The sequence below is a fragment of the Pseudomonas weihenstephanensis genome (assembly GCF_016812185.1).
Classification (GTDB): Bacteria; Pseudomonadota; Gammaproteobacteria; order Pseudomonadales; family Pseudomonadaceae; genus Aquipseudomonas; species Aquipseudomonas weihenstephanensis.
The window spans coordinates 435983-454360 of sequence record NZ_JAAEBV010000001.1 but is presented as its reverse complement, the minus strand read 5'-3'; the positions used below and the strand labels follow the sequence as shown (position 1 = coordinate 454360).

The 18378-nt window shown below is 52.0% G+C and carries 17 protein-coding genes; 13 read left to right on the top strand and 4 right to left on the bottom strand.

Annotated features, from left to right (window positions below):
- The first annotated feature begins 28 nt into the window (after positions 1–28).
- The 11 genes from asnB to GYN01_RS01925 all read left to right on the top strand — a co-directional run bounded on the left by asnB (position 29) and on the right by GYN01_RS01925 (position 13134).
- Complete coding sequence (asnB, locus tag GYN01_RS01975; RefSeq protein ID WP_048399102.1) at positions 29–1963, top strand: asparagine synthase (glutamine-hydrolyzing); 1935 nt, start codon at positions 29–31, stop codon at positions 1961–1963.
- 52 nt (positions 1964–2015) lie between these two features.
- Positions 2016–2822 (top strand): glycosyltransferase, encoded by an 807-nt coding sequence (locus GYN01_RS01970; protein ID WP_053221294.1) that lies wholly within the window; start codon positions 2016–2018, stop codon positions 2820–2822.
- Between the two features lie 12 nt (positions 2823–2834).
- Complete coding sequence (locus GYN01_RS01965) at positions 2835–3803, top strand: SDR family NAD(P)-dependent oxidoreductase (RefSeq protein ID WP_048399105.1); 969 nt, start codon at positions 2835–2837, stop codon at positions 3801–3803.
- 23 nt (positions 3804–3826) lie between these two features.
- Positions 3827–5158, top strand: coding sequence for a UDP-glucose dehydrogenase family protein (locus tag GYN01_RS01960; RefSeq protein ID WP_048365601.1), 1332 nt, complete (start codon positions 3827–3829; stop codon positions 5156–5158).
- A gap of 172 nt (positions 5159–5330) precedes the next feature.
- Positions 5331–6353 (top strand): MraY family glycosyltransferase, encoded by a 1023-nt coding sequence (locus GYN01_RS01955; protein WP_048365717.1) that lies wholly within the window; start codon positions 5331–5333, stop codon positions 6351–6353.
- 93 nt (positions 6354–6446) lie between these two features.
- Positions 6447–8441 carry a polysaccharide biosynthesis protein gene (locus GYN01_RS01950; RefSeq protein ID WP_048365602.1) on the top strand — a complete coding sequence of 665 codons (1995 nt, stop codon included), beginning with the start codon at positions 6447–6449 and terminating at the stop codon, positions 8439–8441.
- A gap of 35 nt (positions 8442–8476) precedes the next feature.
- Complete coding sequence (locus GYN01_RS01945) at positions 8477–9442, top strand: glycosyltransferase family 2 protein (protein ID WP_048365603.1); 966 nt, start codon at positions 8477–8479, stop codon at positions 9440–9442.
- A 21-nt stretch (positions 9443–9463) separates the two neighbouring features.
- Positions 9464–9832 (top strand): GtrA family protein, encoded by a 369-nt coding sequence (locus GYN01_RS01940; protein WP_048365604.1) that lies wholly within the window; start codon positions 9464–9466, stop codon positions 9830–9832.
- Between the two features lies 1 nt (position 9833).
- Entirely contained in the window at positions 9834–11306 is a 1473-nt protein-coding gene (locus tag GYN01_RS01935) for a hypothetical protein (RefSeq protein ID WP_125828515.1), read from the top strand.
- 133 nt (positions 11307–11439) lie between these two features.
- Positions 11440–12561: an acyltransferase family protein gene (locus tag GYN01_RS01930; protein WP_048399115.1), complete on the top strand. Its 1122-nt coding sequence runs from the start codon at positions 11440–11442 to the stop codon at positions 12559–12561.
- A 240-nt stretch (positions 12562–12801) separates the two neighbouring features.
- Positions 12802–13134 (top strand): ComEA family DNA-binding protein, encoded by a 333-nt coding sequence (locus GYN01_RS01925; protein WP_048365607.1) that lies wholly within the window; start codon positions 12802–12804, stop codon positions 13132–13134.
- Positions 13135–13192: 58 nt separating this feature from the next.
- On the opposite strand, the gene GYN01_RS01920 is transcribed toward GYN01_RS01925, so the two are convergent.
- Both GYN01_RS01920 and GYN01_RS01915 read right to left on the bottom strand, forming a co-directional pair.
- Positions 13193–13756 carry a TetR/AcrR family transcriptional regulator gene (locus GYN01_RS01920; RefSeq protein WP_203306517.1) on the bottom strand — a complete coding sequence of 188 codons (564 nt, stop codon included), beginning with the start codon at positions 13754–13756 and terminating at the stop codon, positions 13193–13195.
- Positions 13757–13883: 127 nt separating this feature from the next.
- A complete protein-coding gene (locus GYN01_RS01915; RefSeq protein ID WP_082149311.1) occupies positions 13884–14051 on the bottom strand; it encodes a DUF2897 family protein in 168 nt (55 codons plus the stop codon).
- A gap of 231 nt (positions 14052–14282) precedes the next feature.
- Here GYN01_RS01915 and pyrF point away from each other — a divergent pair, with 231 nt between their 5' ends.
- Positions 14283–14981, top strand: coding sequence for an orotidine-5'-phosphate decarboxylase (pyrF, locus tag GYN01_RS01910; RefSeq protein WP_162207811.1), 699 nt, complete (start codon positions 14283–14285; stop codon positions 14979–14981).
- A 123-nt stretch (positions 14982–15104) separates the two neighbouring features.
- Here pyrF and GYN01_RS01905 read toward each other — a convergent pair whose 3' ends face one another.
- Entirely contained in the window at positions 15105–16109 is a 1005-nt protein-coding gene (locus GYN01_RS01905) for an NADP-dependent oxidoreductase (RefSeq protein WP_203306516.1), read from the bottom strand.
- 183 nt (positions 16110–16292) lie between these two features.
- Here GYN01_RS01905 and GYN01_RS01900 point away from each other — a divergent pair, with 183 nt between their 5' ends.
- A complete protein-coding gene (locus GYN01_RS01900) occupies positions 16293–17054 on the top strand; it encodes an SDR family oxidoreductase (RefSeq protein WP_048365611.1) in 762 nt (253 codons plus the stop codon).
- A 46-nt stretch (positions 17055–17100) separates the two neighbouring features.
- On the opposite strand, the gene GYN01_RS01895 is transcribed toward GYN01_RS01900, so the two are convergent.
- Positions 17101–18291, bottom strand: coding sequence for a benzoate/H(+) symporter BenE family transporter (locus GYN01_RS01895; protein WP_048365612.1), 1191 nt, complete (start codon positions 18289–18291; stop codon positions 17101–17103).
- Positions 18292–18378: the final 87 nt, after the last annotated feature.

Below are 18378 nucleotides of genomic sequence, written 5' to 3'. Positions count from 1 at the left end.
TCAAATTGAATTATCAGGGGTGTAAGCAGTGTGTGGATTCGCAGGCTTTTTAAAGAAAACTGCTTTATTGAATGATCCGACCAACACCTTACGCAACATGGGTCTGGCGATCGTAAATCGTGGACCAGACTCCCGTGGCGAATGGTTTTGCGCTGAGCAAGGTATTGGGTTGTCCCATCGAAGGCTCGCCATTGTGGATATGACGGCGTCTGGTCATCAGCCAATGGTTTCCAGCAGTGGTCGTTATGTCATGGCTTTCAATGGTGAGATTTATAACCACCTGGAGCTAAGAAAAGTATTGGAGGAGGCCAATCCTTCGCTGACATGGAATGGAACCTCAGACACAGAAACAATGCTGGCCAGTTTTGAGCATTACGGTCTCTCGGCTGCGCTTGATACCTTGGTGGGCATGTTTGCAGCCGCGGTGTGGGACACGCAGGCGCAGGCGCTCTATTTGTGTCGAGACCGGTTAGGTGAAAAGCCTCTTTATTACGGATGGCAAGACGATACATTTTTATTCGGTTCTGAGCTTAAGGCACTCAAGGCGCACCCCGCCTTCAAGGCTGATATCTACCGACCCGGTATATCGCTTCTTCTGCGCTATGGCTATATTCCGGCCCCGTACTCAATTTATGAAAACATTTTCAAACTTGAGGCGGGCGAATATGCGTGTGTATCAAGCCGTCAACCTGAGGTGCAAGTAACAAAGTATTGGGATGTGGCGGACGTTATAAAGTCTTCCGTGAACGATCCTTTCAAGGGTGATGCACCTGAAGCAACCGCGCATTTGGAAGCGTTGTTAGATACCACCATATCCCAGCAAATGCTTGCCGACGTTCCATTGGGTTCTTTTTTATCGGGTGGTATTGACTCTTCTTTGATTGTTTCTCTGATGCAGAAACAATCGAGTCGTCCCGTGAAGACATTTTCTATCGGTTTTGATGATAAGTCTTATGATGAGGCTGGCTACGCCAAGGCTGTAGCGGCTCATCTGAAGACCGAACATCATGAGTTGTATGTGTCTTCAGCTGATGCTTTGGATGTGATCCCTAAGTTACCGCACATCTATGATGAACCCTTCTCTGATTCTTCACAGATTCCGACTTATCTTGTTTCTGCACTCGCACGCGAGCAGGTGACTGTCTCGCTTTCAGGTGATGGCGGAGATGAATTGTTTTGTGGTTACAATCGCTACAAAATGACGGCCAAATTTTGGTCGGCACTCAAGAAAGTGCCACGGCCGATACGGTCGCTGTCCAGTGCCATGTTGACTTCGATCTCTCCAGCTACCCTTGATCTGTTAGCCAGTAAGGTACCCAAGCTATCGGGCTACGGCAGTGTCGGAGATAAAGTTCACAAAGCCGCCCGTGTAATGTCATCTCGCAGTGCACAAGATATCTATGTGGGGCTAGTTTCAAAACACCCCAACCCGCAAACGTTGGTGATAAATGGTGTCGAGCCCGACACATGTTTGATCGGTAACACGCCTGATTTCACTGCGCTCGATGATATTCAGCAGATGATGGCCCTGGATACCCTGTCGTATTTGCCTGAAGGGGTACTGACCAAGCTGGACAGGGCCTCGATGGCTGTGTCACTCGAAGGTCGGGCGCCCTTTTTGGATCACAGAGTCTTTGAATTTGCCTGGCAATTGCCTTTGTCTATGAAAATGCAAGGCAATGACTCGAAGTGGATACTGCGACAGATTTTATATAAATATGTGCCACAAGCGCTGATTGATCGTCCAAAGATGGGGTTCGGCGTACCGCTTAGGGATTGGTTGTGCGGGCCTTTGCGTGAGTGGGCTGAAACACTTCTCGATGAGCAACGGCTTGTTCAGGAAGGGTATTTCAATGTACCGGCGGTGCGTGCCCTATGGGCGCAGCATGCAGGTGGACGTTATGACCGATCTGGAATATTGTGGGCCATTTTGATGTTTCAAGCATGGCTGCAAGAACAATAGATCCGGTCACGTCGAGACAGTGTTATGCGCGAATTCCATTGAGGTCCATATTTTGAACACTACGTTTTCTGTTCTGATGTCCATCTATAAAGATGAGACGCCTTCGAACCTACGCCAATGCTTGGAAAGTCTGGAGGCTCAGACATTAAAAGCGACGGATGTTGTGTTGGTTGAGGACGGTGTGATTGATGCGGTGCTCCTGAGCACGATTGAAGAATTCAGGCACTCACTGAATATCAAGAGCGTCAGACTGGCACAGAATATTGGCTTGGCTGCGGCTCTCAATAAGGGGCTTGAGTCTTGTGACCACGCGTACGTCGCGCGGATGGACACGGATGATGTGTGCTTGCCTTCGCGCTTTGAAAAACAGATTGGTTTTTTAATGACGCACCCTGAAGTTGCGGTCGTAGGGGCGTTGGTCGAGGAATATGACGTCACTATGAGTGTAGCGAGCGGCATCCGTCACACACCCTCGCAACACGCAGACATTATGGCTTTTGCCAAGCGCCGTAGCCCGCTGAGCCACCCGACTGTGGTGTTCAGGAAAGAAGCAGTTTTGGCCGTGGGCGGCTATCCATTGTTCCGAAAAGCTCAAGATTATGCGTTGTGGTCGCTTATGTTACAGCGCGGGTACACGCTGCATAACGTGCCGGAAGTCCTGCTCAATATGCGCGCAGGGGCCGGTATGATGGAGCGCCGTAAAGCCGATCATTTGAAATATGAGCTGGCCATTTTGAAATACCAGAAAAGCATCGGCTTTTTAACCCCGAGTGAGTACCTCTTCAATGTGTGCGCGCGGTCGATCACTCGTCTGTCGCCTTCATTTGTAAGAACATTGATTTATAAATTCGCGCGTTGAGTGACAGACACCATGAAGATTTTAGTAACCGGGGCCGCTGGTTTTATTGGTCATGCATTAGTTAAACGCCTGGCCAATTGCGCGGCCTCCATTGTGGGCATTGATAATCTCAATGACTATTACGATGTTGAGCTTAAGCACAGTCGACTGAAAGAGTTGGAAACGGTCACCAACTTTCAGTTTATTAAGGGCGACATCAGTGATGCGACTCAGCTGAATGAGATTTTTCAATCGCATCGGTTTGATGTGGTTGTCAATCTCGCTGCCCAGGCGGGCGTTCGCTATTCGATTGAGAATCCGTCAGCCTATATTCAGGCTAACGTCGTGGGATTCTTTAATATCTTAGAAGCGTGTCGGCATTTTGCTGTTAAGCATCTTCTGTATGCGTCTTCCAGCTCTGTCTACGGGCTTAACAAAAAGACGCCATTCAGCGTTGACGATTCGGTGGATAACCCAATCAGTTTGTATGCCGCGACGAAAAAGTCGAATGAGCTCATGGCCCATACGTATGCACACCTTTATAAGTTCAAGACCACCGGCCTGCGATTTTTTACCGTCTACGGTCCTTGGGGTCGCCCGGACATGGCGATGTTCAAATTCACCAAGTCCATTTTCGAAGGCAAACCCATTGACATCTACAACAATGGCGATCTTTCACGGGACTTTACGTACATCGATGACATCGTCGAGGCTGTCTCTGCGCTGGTTCAGCGTTCACCGCGTGCTGAAGAACCGCTTTACCACGTCTACAACATTGGCCATGGCAGCCCTGTCAAGTTGATGGACTTCGTGCGAGCCGTGGAAAAAGCAGCCGATAAAAAAGCCATTTACAACTATCTGCCCATGCAGGCTGGCGATGTATCCCAAACCTGGGCTGATACGCAAGCGTTGTACGAGGCTACCGGTTGTCGCCCCACGGTGAAAATTGAAGAGGGCTGCGAACGCTTCGTTTCGTGGTTCAAAAATTATTACAATGTTTAATATTTGAAAATGCAGGTGATACTTTGAAAGTTACTATTTTCGGCACGGGGTATGTAGGTTTGGTCACCGGTACCTGCTTGGCAGATATTGGGCACCATGTGACATGCGTCGATATTGATGAAGTAAAAATCAATAACCTGAAGAAGGGGATTATCCCCATCTATGAGCCTGGTTTGGAGGCGATGGTTGTTCAGAATTACACAGCGGGTCGCCTCAACTTCACGACCGATGCGCGCGAAGCCATTGAATTCGCCGAAATTCAAATTATTGCTGTCGGCACTCCTCCGGACGAAGACGGTTCGGCAGATTTGAAATACGTTCTCGCGGTGGCCAAATCCATTGGTCAGCATATGAACGAACACAAAATCGTTGTTGATAAGTCCACGGTCCCGGTGGGGACCGCTGATAAGGTCAAGGCTGAGATTCTGAATCAGCTGGCTGCGCGTGACCTGTCGTTGACGGTCGATGTCTGTTCCAACCCTGAGTTTCTGAAAGAGGGTGCAGCCATTGAAGACTTTACCAAGGGCGCGCGAATCGTCATTGGTACGGACTCTGACTACGTAAAAACCCGTATGCGCGAATGCTACGCCCCCTACAGTCGTAACCACGACAAGCTGATTTTCATGGATATTCGTTCTGCTGAGCTGACCAAGTACGCAGCCAACGCCATGCTGGCAACTAAGATCAGCTTCATGAACGAAGTGGCTAACCTGGCTGAAAAGCTGGGTGCGGACATCGAAAGCGTTCGTATAGGCATTGGCTCCGACCCGCGCATTGGTTATCAGTTCATCTACCCGGGCTGTGGTTATGGCGGTTCTTGCTTCCCGAAAGATGTGCAAGCCCTTGCGCGAACGGCATTAGAAGTCGGTTATGTGCCGGAGTTGATTCAGTCCGTAGAGAAAGTTAATAACCGTCAGAAAAAAGTACTGTTCCAGAAACTGTCTGATGCTTTTGGCGGTCGTTTGGAAGGTAAAACCATTGCGGTGTGGGGCCTGTCTTTTAAACCTAATACTGACGACATGCGCGATGCGCCAAGCCGTACGCTGATGGAAGCCATCTGGGCGGCTGGCGGTAAGGTTAAGGCGTATGATCCTAAAGCCATGGAAGAATGCCACCGTATCTACAAGGATCAAGCTGGCCTGACGCTGTGTGCGACCAGTGATGAAGCGTTGGCCTCCAGTGATGCGTTGGTTATTTGCACTGAATGGAAAGCTTTCAGAGCCGTAGACCCTGCCTGGCTGGCGTCTAACCTGGCAGAGCGCATTGTGATCGACGGCCGTAATTTGTTTGAACCCGAAGCCATGTCCAAAGCGGGCATTGCTTACTCTTCCATTGGCCGCAATAGCACCGTTTAATGTGCGCGATCTGAGTGCAGCTCTGCAGGCGCTTTGATTTGCGGCCCCTGTGATGGATGGCAACGGTGTGTTGAGTCGCTCTGAGGGCGACTTGACACACAGTTGCAATCTGGACGCTTGGCTGGTTCGCACACCCGCAGGGCTTGAATCGCAGGCCTGTCTAGAGGTTTTGATGGATATTTCTTTATTTTTTATCGCCGTTGTATTGGGTTCTGCATTGATGACGTGGGTGCTGCGTCAATATGCGCTGCGCCGTAACATCATCGATATTCCCAATGCGCGAAGCTCACATGTGATTCCTACCCCGCGAGGGGGAGGTGTTGCCATTGTGGTCATTTATTTATTGGCTATTGTTTTGCTCTATGTCGCCGGTGCTATTGATCAAGCCGCGGCAGTGTCCATTCTTGGGGCCGGAGCGTTAGTCGCAGTGATTGGCTTCATGGACGATCATGGTCATATTGCCGCGCGTTGGCGTCTGCTGGGGCACTTCAGTGCTGCATTGTGGGCGCTCTTTTGGGTCGGGGGGCTGCCTTCTTTAGAGGTGTTTGGCTGGACCATACACTTAAGTTGGGCGGGGTATGTGCTCGGGGCTTTGTATTTAGTCTGGATGCTCAATCTTTATAACTTCATGGACGGTATCGACGGCCTTGCCAGTATTGAGGCCATTTGTGCGTGCTTGGGTGCTGCTCTTATTTACTGGCTGGCAGGGAGTGCGGGTTATCTACTTGTAGCGCCTCTCTTGCTGGCGGCGGCCGTGGCGGGCTTTCTTTTGTGGAACTTCCCCCCTGCGCGCATTTTCATGGGCGATGCAGGCAGTGGTTTCCTCGGTTTGATTCTCGGTGTGTTGTCGCTTCAGGCTGCCTGGGCGCAGTCTCAACTGCTTTGGGTATGGCTCATTTTGCTCGGCGTATTCATTGTTGATGCAACGTTCACGCTCTTCAGGCGCCTGCTGCGTGGAGAGAAAGTCTATGAGGCGCATAGAACGCATGGTTACCAATATGCGTCGCGCTCAGCGGGTCGTCACTTGCCGGTCACCCTTACCGTTGCGGCCATCAATATTGTTTGGCTTTTCCCGATTGCCTTGGGGGTGGGTGTCTATGGTTGGAATGGTGCGCTGTGTCTCGTGGTGGCTTATGTCCCGTTGATCGCTCTGGCTTATAAACTCAAGGCCGGCACTGCTGAACCTGTGGCTTGAAAGCGGTACGTACAAGGAAATTGCGGTATTGACGCAATGAGTTAACAGTTACTCTTATCGCAATCAAGAGTTACAGAGGTGTTAGAAGGCGTTATGGATAGAATCAGATCGTATTTGCTCAACCTCTCACGCTGGCACAAACGCGTTTTGCAGGTATTCACAGATGTTTTATTAGTCTGGCTCGCGCTGTGGCTTGCTTTTGTCGTGCGCCTTGGCGTTGACGAGATGATCAATCCGATCATGATGCACACGTGGCTTTTTGTCTGTGCGCCGGTGATTGCGATACCTCTGTTTGTTCGTTTTGGCATGTACCGCGCGGTAATGCGTTACTTCGGAAATGATGCGTTGATCGCCATTATCAAAGCCGTCAGCCTTTCATCGCTGATTTTGGCCGTGGTCGTGTATTGGTACAGCAACCATCAAAATGTCGTGCCGCGTTCGATCATCTTCAACTACTGGTGGCTGAGCCTGATCATGTTGGGCGGGCTGCGCCTGGGTATGCGTCAATACTTTCTCGGGGACTGGTTCGCAGCGGCACAACATGTGCCTTTTACCAATCGCGATGACGGATTGCCCAGGGTTGTGATTTATGGTGCAGGCGCGGCTGGCAATCAATTGGTTGCGGCATTGCGGATGGGGCGAGTCATGCGCCCTGTGGCTTTTATTGATGATGATGAAAGCATCGCAGACCGAGTGATCTCTGGTTTGCAGGTTTACCGGGCTAAAAACATACAGCAAATGATCGACCGAACGGGGGCTCAGGAGTTGCTGCTGGCCATACCGTCTTCTTCGCGCGGGCGTCGTCGAGAAATCCTGGGGTTGCTGGAAGGCTTTCCTCTGCACGTGAGAAGTGTTCCGGGTTTCATGGACCTGGCCAGTGGCCGGGTCAAAGTAGACGACATCCAGGAGGTCGACATTGCTGACTTGCTGGGTCGTGATGCTGTGCCTGCCCAAGGTGAGCTTCTTGAGCATTGCATCAAGGGGCAAAGTGTTCTGGTGACCGGTGCCGGCGGCTCGATTGGCTCTGAACTGTGTCGCCAGATTCTTGCACTGCGCCCAACCACGTTGCTGTTGTTTGAGCACAGTGAATTCAACCTTTACAGCATTCTTTCGGAACTTGAACAGCGTGTAACCCGCGAGTCCTTGTCGGTGAGGGTCTTGCCTATTTTGGGGTCTGTGCGCAATCCGCAAAAATTGCTGGATGTGATGCAAACCTGGCGAGTTGATACGGTGTATCACGCCGCCGCCTACAAGCATGTACCGATGGTTGAGCACAACATTGCAGAAGGCGTGCTGAATAATGTCATCGGTACGCTCAATACCGCTCAGGCGGCGTTGCAGGCAGGCGTTGCGAACTTCGTGTTGATCTCGACCGACAAGGCTGTACGGCCCACCAATGTTATGGGTAGCACCAAACGTCTGGCAGAAATGACGTTGCAGGCGCTCAGTCGCGAATTGGCCCCTGTACTGTTCGGCGATAAAGCGAATGTGTCTCGGGTTAATAAAACCCGCTTTACCATGGTGCGCTTCGGCAATGTATTAGGGTCTTCGGGCTCAGTTATTCCGCTGTTTCACAAGCAGATCAAAGCGGGCGGCCCCTTAACCGTGACGCATCCGAAAATCACGCGCTACTTCATGACGATCCCGGAAGCGGCGCAACTGGTTATTCAAGCAGGTTCAATGGGCCTGGGTGGTGATGTGTTTGTGTTGGACATGGGGGAGCCGGTGCGCATCGTTGAACTGGCTGAGAAGATGATCCATCTTTCCGGTCTTAGCGTACGTTCCGACAAGAATCTGCACGGTGATATCGAGATTGAATTCACGGGTCTGCGTCCTGGTGAAAAACTCTACGAAGAATTATTGATTGGTGACAACGTTGTGGCCACCCAACATCCGATGATCATGAGTGCCACCGAAGATCTCCTTTCGTGGGACGAGCTTAAGCAGCGTTTGTCGCAGTTACTGCAAGCTGTTGAGCAGGATGATTATTCGCGCGTGAGACAACTGTTGCGCGACACCGTGAGTGGTTATGCACCGGACGGTGAAATTGTGGACTGGATCTATCAGCAGCGCCGTTTAGAACCCTGATCGGTGTGAGCTATGTATGACGCAAGGAATTTGAAGTGCTGACATTGGTAATCCCTGTCTATTGCAACGAAAGCAATTTACCCAGTTTGCTACCTGCCATCTCCTCGATGAGTGAGCAACTCAATGATGCGCTGGAGGTTGTTTTCGTTGTAGATGGCAGCCCTGATCGTTGTTATGAAATATTGCGCGACACGCTTTCTACGCAACGTTTCAGTTCGCAACTGATTTTATTGTCGAAAAACTTCGGATCGTTCATGGCCATCCGAACCGGCTTGCAATACGGCACGGGTAATCGATTTGCAGTGATGGCCGCGGACCTCCAGGAACCACCGGAACTGGTGATAGAAATGAATCGCCTGTTACTCAATGATCAAGCTGACGTGGTGGTGGGGGTGCGCGAAAACAGGAATGATCCGTGGCTGAGCAAGTTATCGTCTTCACTGTTTTGGGGGGCTTACCGACGCTTTGTTGTCCCGGAAATCCCACCCGGCGGGGTTGATATGTTCGCCTGCAACAAAGCGTTTCGTGACACGCTTTTGACGCTGGATGAGCGACACAGTTCATTGATTGCCCAGATTTTTTGGTTGGGGTTTCGCCGAGAACAAGTCACCTACACACGACAGACACGTGAGCATGGCAAGTCAGCATGGACATTACGCAAGAAAGTTAATTATTTGATGGACAGCGTATTCTCGTTCACCGACTTGCCGATTCGTTGGTTGACGAGAGCAGGCGCTGTGGGTGCAGGAGTGGCAGCGCTGTTTGGGCTGTTGACGCTAATTGCCAAACTGCATGGCGCAATTGAAGTGCCCGGCTATGCAATGATCATGATCACGCTGACGTTTTTGGGATGCCTCAACCTGTTGGGGATGGGGATTGTGGGTTCGTACGCCTGGCGAACTTATGAAAATACCAAGAATCGTCCACTTGCAATTCCGATGTGCAGTTCTGTCTACGCCGGTGCAAAAGCGGGTGCAGCCGTTTCGGTAATAGAAACATAAGTGTTTAAGGCGAAGCGTTGAATGTTCAAGCATAGATTTGTCCGTTTCCTGGTGTCGGGCGGCATGGGGACATTGCTCTCATACGGTATTTACCTTGCGTTATTGCAGGCGCTTGATTTCAGGCTGAGTTATACCGTCTCTTATGTATTTGGCATCATTTTCGCCTACGTCATGGGGCGTTTTTTTGTGTTTAAGGCAACCCAAGGGGCAGCATCAATCCTGCTGTTCCCACTGGTGTATGCCGCGCAGTATGTGTTGGGCGTGTGTGTGGTGTGGGGCAGTGTCGACTACCTCGGCATGCCTCAATGGATAGCGCCGTTAATTGCGGTTGCCGTGACTATTCCCTGTACCTATTTTCTGTCGAAGTATTTATTCGTTGGACGGTTTTGACGTGAGTAAAGAAAGCCTTTTTGCACATCGCTACACCACTCAATCTATGATTGTGCTGTGCTCTATTCTGCTGTTTGTTGTGGTGTATTGGGTGTGCGGTACTATTGCAGTCAATGCAGGGACGGGATGGGATGGTTCGATCTATTTGAACTATATTGAGCGGCTTGCACGAGGTGAGGCCATTCATGGCGATCCGTATCGTTTAATGCGGATGCCAGGCTTTGGTCCTTTGATTGGCGGTGCCGCACTCGGGTTGTCGCCAACGTACTTCTTGACCTTTCAAATGTTATTGAATGGGCTCGTTGTTTCCATGGGGCTGGCTTTGTTTTATTCAGCCTTAATGAACATAGGGTGCGAACGAAAGTCGGCGTTAATGTCGACAGGTTTGCTGATGTTGACCTGGCCCGTATTGGTCATGCCGGTGTATTACCCAATTCTCAGTGATCACGCGGCTATTGCGTTGAGTTGTACAGCGCTTTGGCTGTGGTCAAAGTCTCTTCGGGTGTGGCTGTCAGGTCTGTGTGTGCTGAGTGTCTGGGTACTGCCCGGGTTGTTTTTATTGCCTCTTGTATTGCTGTGCTTCCCTTTTAAACAGCACGCCAGCAAGGATGAAGGTTGTCAGTCAGCCAAGGTGTTGTCAGTTCGTATATTTGCCGTCTCCGGGGTCATTGCTGCTGCGTTGCTGTTAAAACATTTACTGCGCTTTTCGGTTGAGAAAATTGCTGTTCATGCCGTAGATAAAAATGGTCAAACAGCGCTGACTGAATGGCTACCACTGACGTATGTCGCCGCTATTTTATGCGTTTTGTATGTCGCCTGGATCTACTCAAGGCTGATCGTCGACCGCTCTGTCTGGTCGGCATTGAACATAAAGTGGTTGTGCGTGAGTCTTGTGGTGCTTGCCAGTACCTTTGTGTGGGTGTACTTAAGTTTTGATTGGTCTGTAGGTTTCGCAGGCCCGCCGTTGACCAAGTTCATGACATTGCAATCACTTGCGGCGCCGTTTAAACCGCTGGTTGCGCACTTTTATGCGTTCGGCCCGGTGATTGTGTTGTCCCTGTGGAGCCTTTATCGCTGGAGTATCAAGCGCGAGCGTAATGTGCCCCGGGCACTGATTGTCGTACTGGCTGCTTATTTACCCTTTCTGTTGTTCGGCTCGGAAAGCAGGCAATGGATAGGGGTGCTGCCAGTCAGTGCAGCTATCTTCGCCATGTCAGGGTTTTCGTTTGGCCTGCGGATATGGAGTGTTATTTATGCGGCTTTGCTCATCACGCCATTAATGTTTCTTCAGTCAAACAATGCTCAGGCTCTTGCACAAGGGCTGAGTTATCAAAGTGGTGAGTGGCAATATTATTTCGGCCGACAAGGGCCCTGGATGTCGGCGAGCCTGTATTTGTCTGTAGCGGCACTGCTTCTAGTATTTGTCCTCGTGGCGATGTTGATCCAACGCTTTAGCAAGCAGGGCGTGAAGTAACGTGTGAAACGCTAAATTAAAATAATGAAATGGCTGGGCAGTAGGGGCAGGGAATGACAGGTGTTTGCATTGAAGATGGGCGAGAGCGAGCGGTTGGCGAGTCCGAAGAAATTAACTGTGTGCGGAATAAAAAGTGATAAATAATATTCAGTTTTTACGGTTTGTGGCAGCGTCGCTGGTAATATTTGCTCACGCACCTCTCAATGCCTTTGGTGTGTCATCACATGCCATTCATTTGGGTGGCTTTGGTGTGGATATATTTTTCATTATCAGTGGATTCATTATTCCTTACATCTTGTTTGGTGCTTCTCATAACGTAAGTCAACTCCCGAAAATGGGAGGTTTCAGTTTCTTTATTCGTCGAATAGTCCGTATCTGGCCCTTGTATTTCGTGGCGACCGTCTTTGTTATTTTGACTGCTCTTATCGTGCGCTATTCAGGGTTGACCCCAAACTTTGAAGTGAACAATGTCTATGGATTGGCCAAGTTGGACTGGACGCTGTTGTTTGAGTCTTTAACCTTCACTCATGCCGTTGTAGCGCCCACGCTGAATGTCGGTTGGACACTGCAACTTGAATTTTTGTTTTACACCGCCGTGGCCATTATGCTCCTGCTCGGTGCTAAAAGCTTTTTTCATGTGGCCATCTCCTATGCACTGTTATTGCTGGGTTCTGCACTGTTGCTTGGCTCTGCGGGGGCCACGTTTGCAAGCTATTTTCCGCCGTTAAAGTTATTGGCTACCCCCATGATGATCGAGTTTTTGTTCGGACTTATCCTTTATGGGTGCTACCTCAATGGCTATTTTTTGAATAAGTGGTTGTCGGCAGCATTGATGCTGTTGATCGTTCCTGTGTTTTACTACACAGAGCTTCATGCGCTGATGTCCAGTGTCGGGGGCGCCTATAACCGGGTGTTGGTCTGGGGTACGTTTGCATTTTTAATCGTTTGGGCAGCGATAAGCTTGGAGCCCTACTACTCAATGCCAAAGGTTTTCAGTGTGCTGGGTGATGCGTCGTACAGCCTCTATTTAACTCATTGGCTAGTCCTTCCCTGGATCACCTTTGTGATTGATCGATACACGTTGTATCCGAAAATTGGCTTGTTAGGCTTGCTGGTTATATGCTTTTTCGTCTGTCAGTTTGTGGCGTTGCTCACTCACTTCTTTGTTGAAAAACCACTCAATGAAAAAGTGCGCAAGGTTGTATTCCCGAAGGGTATAAATCGTACAGCTGTTCAGCCGGACACTGTTGTTTGAATGAGGGATATCATTGTTAACCGCGTGTGAGAACCAGGGTAAACATGAGCCTGTTTCGTGTCTCTAATCGCAGTTTACCGGCATGTTTTGCACCTGCTTTCATCGGTTGCGTAGTGCGCTCGTCAGGCTGAATACACATGCTGCAATTGCTTGATTTTTGACTCTTTCTCGACATCGTCTAGGTTTGGCATACAGCTCAGGAAAGCTGTTTCCATTTAACGATGTCTTGGAGTGTCACTCATGCGTATTGCACTGGTTCCTTTGTTCGTCATGGCCATGTTGTCGGGTATTTCGGGGTTGGCGGGTGCCAATACGCCTGCCACACCGCCCGCCACAGTCGTTACACCCGCTCAAGTGGCACCTGATGTTCAAGTGATGACCATTAATTTGAATACGGCAGACGAAGCGACCTTGCAGCGTGAGCTGTCGGGTGTTGGCGCCGCTAAAGCCAGAGCCATCGTGGCCTACCGGGAAGCACATGGTGATTTTGCTTCTGCGGACGAGTTGCTGGAGGTCAAGGGAATAGGCAAGGCGATCTACGAGAAGAACCGTGACAAGGTTGCGGTTAACTAAGCCCTATCGATGTATGACAGAAGGCCAGCCTGTGACTGGCCTTTTTGCTTTCTGTTGTTTAAGCCGGGTGAACAGGACCCTTCAACGCTTTACGCGTTACATCCAGAATCTTCTCTTTCAAGTCCTCGTTCTCGGCGCCCCGGGAGAGAACCAGCGCACCCACTAATGTGGCAAACAGCACAATGCTTTGATCTTCGGCGTCAGGGCCGGTCAATACATGCTGGATTTGCTTGAGCCGGGCATTGATGACGTAGTCGGTGGTCGCGCTAGGGTTGCCGTTCTGGGCCATTTCAATGGACATGGTTGGCAGCGGGCAGCCCTCGTGGGGGGAGGTGAGGTGCCATTCGGAGAGGTAAGTGTCGATAAAGGTATGCAGCGGGTCCGTGGTGTTGAACAGCTCGTTACAGCGTCCATCCACCTCGGAGGCAGCGTGCTGGAGGGCTTTTTCAACTAACTCGTCTTTGGAGGAGAAGTGCGCATAAAAGCCGCCATGAGTCAGACCCAATGCTTTCATAAGAGGCTGTAACCCCGTTGCGCCGATGCCGTCTCGTCGAAAACGTATAGAGGCTTCTTCGATAATGCGCTGATGGGTGTGGGCCTTATGGTCTTGGGAATACCTCATGGCGTGCGTCCTTGATTTCAATCGGCCATCATATGCCTGTGTTTCCGCAGGTTGTATGGGCGATTTTATGTAAAGACGTGTAGGTATTTGGCTATGAACACGTTCAAAGCTGTCGTTCACTCAGCGTTTAATTGTCTTTTGATTCCTTGGCGTCCATCTCTGCATTGCGCTCGGCAACGCGTTTACGCTGTTCATCAGTGAGTTCGACTTTGTTGGCGGTGTCACGCAGGGTCATCAGCCCGCCTACGATGGCACCAATAGCAACGATCAGAATTAACCAGGCATACCAGGGCATAAATCTCTCCTTGAGTGGGCGCGCTGCCGAGCAAGAGGTTGCTCATTGACTCGCCATTTATAGATGTGAGTGCAGGCAGGCGCCAGTGGTTCAATTGTAGGCCGCTTATCTCGCCATGCTCTTTAATTGTTGGGCGATGACTAAAATCGCGAATTTACGATCATCGGGTGCCGGTAAGCGGCTGGTTCCGCTACAATGCGCGCCGATTTCGACCTGCCTGAGAACCCGCTAATGTCCGACTGCCAGACTCCTATTATCGTCGCCCTGGATTTCCCAACGCGTGACGCCGCATTGAAACTGGCTGATCAGTTGGACCCCAAGCTGTGCCGCGTCAAAGTGGGCAAAGAATTGTTCACCAGTTGTGCCTCTGAAATTGTCGGAACATTGCGCGACAAGGGCTTCGAGGTATTTCTGGACCTCAAATTCCATGACATCCCTAATACCACTGCGATGGCGGTTAAAGCTGCTGCTGAAATGGGCGTGTGGATGGTCAACGTGCATTGCTCGGGTGGCATGCGCATGATGGCCGCTTGCCGTGAGGTGCTGGACAAGCGTTCAGGTCCTCAGCCGTTGCTGATTGGGGTCACAGTGTTGACTAGCATGGAGCGTGAAGACCTCGCGGGCATCGGCCTGGATATCGAGCCGCAAGAGCAAGTGCTGCGTCTGGCAGCTCTGGCACAAAAAGCCGGTATGGACGGTCTGGTGTGCTCGGCGCTCGAAGCGCAAGCGCTGAAGGCGGCTCACCCGTCATTGCAGTTGGTGACGCCAGGTATTCGGCCGGCGGGCAGTGCGCTGGACGACCAGCGCCGCATCTTGACGCCACGTCAGGCGCTGGATGCCGGTTCTGACTATTTGGTGATCGGCCGTCCGATCAGCCAGGCCGCAGATCCGGCCAAGGCATTGGCGGCGGTGGTCGCCGAGTTGGCGTAAACCCGCTTTGGCGCAGCGGTGTAGTCGGGTGTGACAACTATACCGCTGTACTCGGGTTGAGCCGTGCTGAACACTGGATCGCAGCCTCGTACCTCGTCAACTCTCAGAGCACGAGGTTGCGTGTTAGACCTTCAATATGAGCTTGCCGAAGTTTTCGCCGTTAAACAGCTTCATCAGCATTTCAGGGAAGGTTTGCAGTCCCTCGACGATGTCTTCTCTGCTTTTGAGTTGGCCTTTGGCTAACCATCCCGCCATTTCTTGCCCGGCTGCACCATAGCGATCGGCATAGTCCATCACCACAAAGCCCTCCATGCGTGCGCGATTGACCAACAGCGACAAGTAGTTGGAAGGCCCTTTTACGGCTTCCTTGTTGTTGTATTGGCTGATGGCACCACAGATGATGACGCGAGCCTTGAAGCTCAAACGGCTGAGTACGGCATCCAGAATGTCGCCGCCTACGTTGTCGAAATACACATCGACGCCTTTAGGGCATTCACGTTTCAGACCTGCGAGCACGTCTTCGTTTTTGTAGTCGATAATCCCGTCAAACCCCAACTCGTCAATCAAGTAGCTGCATTTCTCTTTGCCGCCAGCGATGCCTACTACACGGCAGCCTTTGAGTTTGGCGATTTGCCCGGCAATGCTGCCCACGGCACCCGCAGCGCCAGAGATCACCACCGTGTCGCCTTCTTTGGGGGTGCCGACTTCCAGCAGTGCAAAGTAGGCGGTCATGCCGGTCATGCCCAGCGCGGACAAATACACGGGCAGTGGCACCAGAGTCGGGTCGATTTTGTAGAAGCCTCGTGGTGCGCCCAGAAAATAATCCTGCACGCCCAGCGCGCCATTGACGTAGTCACCTACGCTGAAATCGGGGTGTGAGGAGGCAATCACCTTGCCCACGCCCAACGCACGCATGACCTCGCCCAAACCGACGGGAGGAATGTACGACTTGCCTTCGTTCATCCAGCCGCGCATGGCGGGGTCAAGGGACAAATACTCGTTTTTGACCAGGATCTGGCCTTCGCCGGGCTGGCCCACGGGGATTTCTTGATAGGTAAACGTGTCGCGAGTGGCTGCACCGACGGGGCGTTTAGCAAGCAGGAATTGGCGATTGGTCAGGTCAGTCATGGCAAGGGGTCTTCATAAAGGCAAAGGTTGTTGATAGACGTTCTTGGCTTTGACCGCAAGTAAATGCGTGATGACGAATGTTTTTTTATCAGTTCGGGTGATGGTGCTGGGCAGGGTTTTATCACTGCGATAAATACTTCTTGGGCTGTCGATGCGCAGCGCACTTCGATAAGGATAAAAATAATGAGCATGACATTTGCGGGCCGCGTTGCGGTCGTGACGGGTGCAGGGGCGGGCATCGGTAAAGCGACAGCCCTGGCGTTTGCCGCTGAAGGATTATGTGTAGTGGCCGCCGATGTAGACGTTCATGGTGGGCAAGAGACGGTCAGGCAGATCCAGGCCGCTGGCGGCATCGCCTTGTTTGTGCGCTGTAATGTGACCCTTGAAGCGGATGTCAAACAGTTGATGGATCAAACCGTTAACACCTACGGGCGTTTGGATTATGCGTTCAATAATGCGGGGATCGAAATTGAGCAGGGCCGTTTGGCTGACGGCACGCAGGACGAGTTCGACGCGATCATGGGGGTTAATGTCAAAGGCGTGTGGCTGTGCATGAAGTACCAGTTGCCCTTGATGGTGGCGCAGGGCGGTGGCGTCATTGTCAACACCGCGTCAGTGGCCGGTTTGGGCGCGGCACCGAAAATGAGTATTTATTCGGCATCCAAACATGCGGTGATAGGCCTGACCAAGTCGGCGGCGATTGAGTACGCGAAAAAAAGCATCCGGGTGAATGCCATCTGCCCTGGGGTGATCGATACCGACATGTTTCGCCGTGCCTGCGAAGCAGATCCGCGCAAGGCGCAGTATGCCGCGGCTGTGCATCCGATGGGGCGCATTGGCACTGCCGAGGAAGTGGCCAGTGCCGTGTTGTATCTGTGCTCTGACGGTGCGGCCTTTACCACGGGCCATGCGTTGGCGGTGGATGGCGGAGCACTGGCGATCTGATAACCCGGTGCAGGCTCAAGCACGCTTGCGCCTGCACGCGTGTGGCTTATCGGGTTTTCCAGCTCAGAATCATCAGCGTCAAAACCCCTGCGACAATCCCCCAAAACGCGGATCCCACCGAGAACAGGGTCATGCCCGAGGCTGTGACCATAAATGTGACCAGTGCGGCTTCACGCTCTTTGGATTCGTTCATGGCGATGGTCAGGCCGTTCATGATTGAACCGAACAATGCCAGAGCGGCAATCGACAGCACCAACTCTTTTGGAAACGCCGCAAACAGCCCGGCCAGCGTTGCGCCGAAAATGCCGGCAATGCCGTAGAAGATTCCGCACCACACGGCGGCGGTATAGCGCTTTTTGGGGTCTTCGTGGGCGTGCGGACCGGTGCAGATGGCGGCGCTGATGGCTGCGAGGTTGATGCCATGTGAGCCGAAGGGCGCCAACAGTAATGAAGCGATACCGGTCGTGGTAATCAGCGGCGACGCGGGCACGGTGTAGCCGTCTGCGCGCAGTACGGCAACGCCGGGCATGTTTTGCGAGGTCATGGCCACAACAAATAGCGGGATGCCGATACTGATCGTCGCAGCCAGTGAAAAGGACGGCGTGGTCCACTCGGGGATCGCCACTTCGAGGGCGAAATCCTTGAAGTCCAACAGCCCCAGTAACCCGCAGATCAACGTGCCCACCAGTAATGCCCCAAGAACGGCATAGCGGGGGGACAGGCGCTTGACGATCAGGTAGGTGATAAACATCCCCAGCACCAGTGCGGTCTGGTGCTGGGCCGCGACGAATATTTCGCTGCAAATTTTAAACAGGATGCCCGCCAGCAGCGCCGAGGCGAGTGATGCAGGAATGCGTTTGACCAGGCGGTCGAAGCTGCCAGTCACGCCACAAATAATCACCAGCACGGCACAGGTCATATAGCCACCGATCGCGTCGGGGTAGCTGACGCCGCCCAAACTGGTAATCAGTAACGCAGCACCTGGCGTCGACCAGGCGATGGTGATCGGGGTGCGATAACGCAGGGACAAACCAATGCTGCAAATGGCCATGCCGATGGATAACGCCCAGATCCAGGACGAGATTTGCCCGCTGGTCAGGCCCGCCGCCTGGCCTGCCTGAAACATCAGCACCAGGGTACTGGTGTAGCCGGTCATCATCGCAATAAAGCCTGCGACCACGGCCGAAGGGGAGCTGTCTGCCAATGGCCGTAAGCGCGTATGAGTGGCATCCGTCATGAAGCTGTATTCCTTGTTCTTTAAATAAGGGTGGTGCAGGGCGCCAGCCTAAACGCAAACGTTACCTGTCATTGCAATACAGCCGTG

Bases quoted from the DNA above. Each gene is read 5' to 3' on its own strand.
- GYN01_RS01915 (WP_082149311.1), bottom strand. From the start codon at position 14,051: ATGCCCTGGTATGCCTGGTTAATTCTGATCGTTGCTATTGGTGCCATC.
- GYN01_RS01950 (WP_048365602.1), top strand. From the start codon at position 6,447: ATGGATAGAATCAGATCGTATTTGCTCAACCTCTCACGCTGGCACAAA.
- GYN01_RS01900 (WP_048365611.1), top strand. From the start codon at position 16,293: ATGAGCATGACATTTGCGGGCCGCGTTGCGGTCGTGACGGGTGCAGGG.
- GYN01_RS01955 (WP_048365717.1), top strand. From the start codon at position 5,331: ATGGATATTTCTTTATTTTTTATCGCCGTTGTATTGGGTTCTGCATTG.
- GYN01_RS01965 (WP_048399105.1), top strand. From the start codon at position 2,835: ATGAAGATTTTAGTAACCGGGGCCGCTGGTTTTATTGGTCATGCATTA.
- pyrF (WP_162207811.1), top strand. From the start codon at position 14,283: ATGTCCGACTGCCAGACTCCTATTATCGTCGCCCTGGATTTCCCAACG.
- GYN01_RS01925 (WP_048365607.1), top strand. From the start codon at position 12,802: ATGCGTATTGCACTGGTTCCTTTGTTCGTCATGGCCATGTTGTCGGGT.
- GYN01_RS01940 (WP_048365604.1), top strand. From the start codon at position 9,464: ATGTTCAAGCATAGATTTGTCCGTTTCCTGGTGTCGGGCGGCATGGGG.
- GYN01_RS01920 (WP_203306517.1), bottom strand. From the start codon at position 13,756: ATGAGGTATTCCCAAGACCATAAGGCCCACACCCATCAGCGCATTATC.
- GYN01_RS01905 (WP_203306516.1), bottom strand. From the start codon at position 16,109: ATGACTGACCTGACCAATCGCCAATTCCTGCTTGCTAAACGCCCCGTC.
- GYN01_RS01895 (WP_048365612.1), bottom strand. From the start codon at position 18,291: ATGACGGATGCCACTCATACGCGCTTACGGCCATTGGCAGACAGCTCC.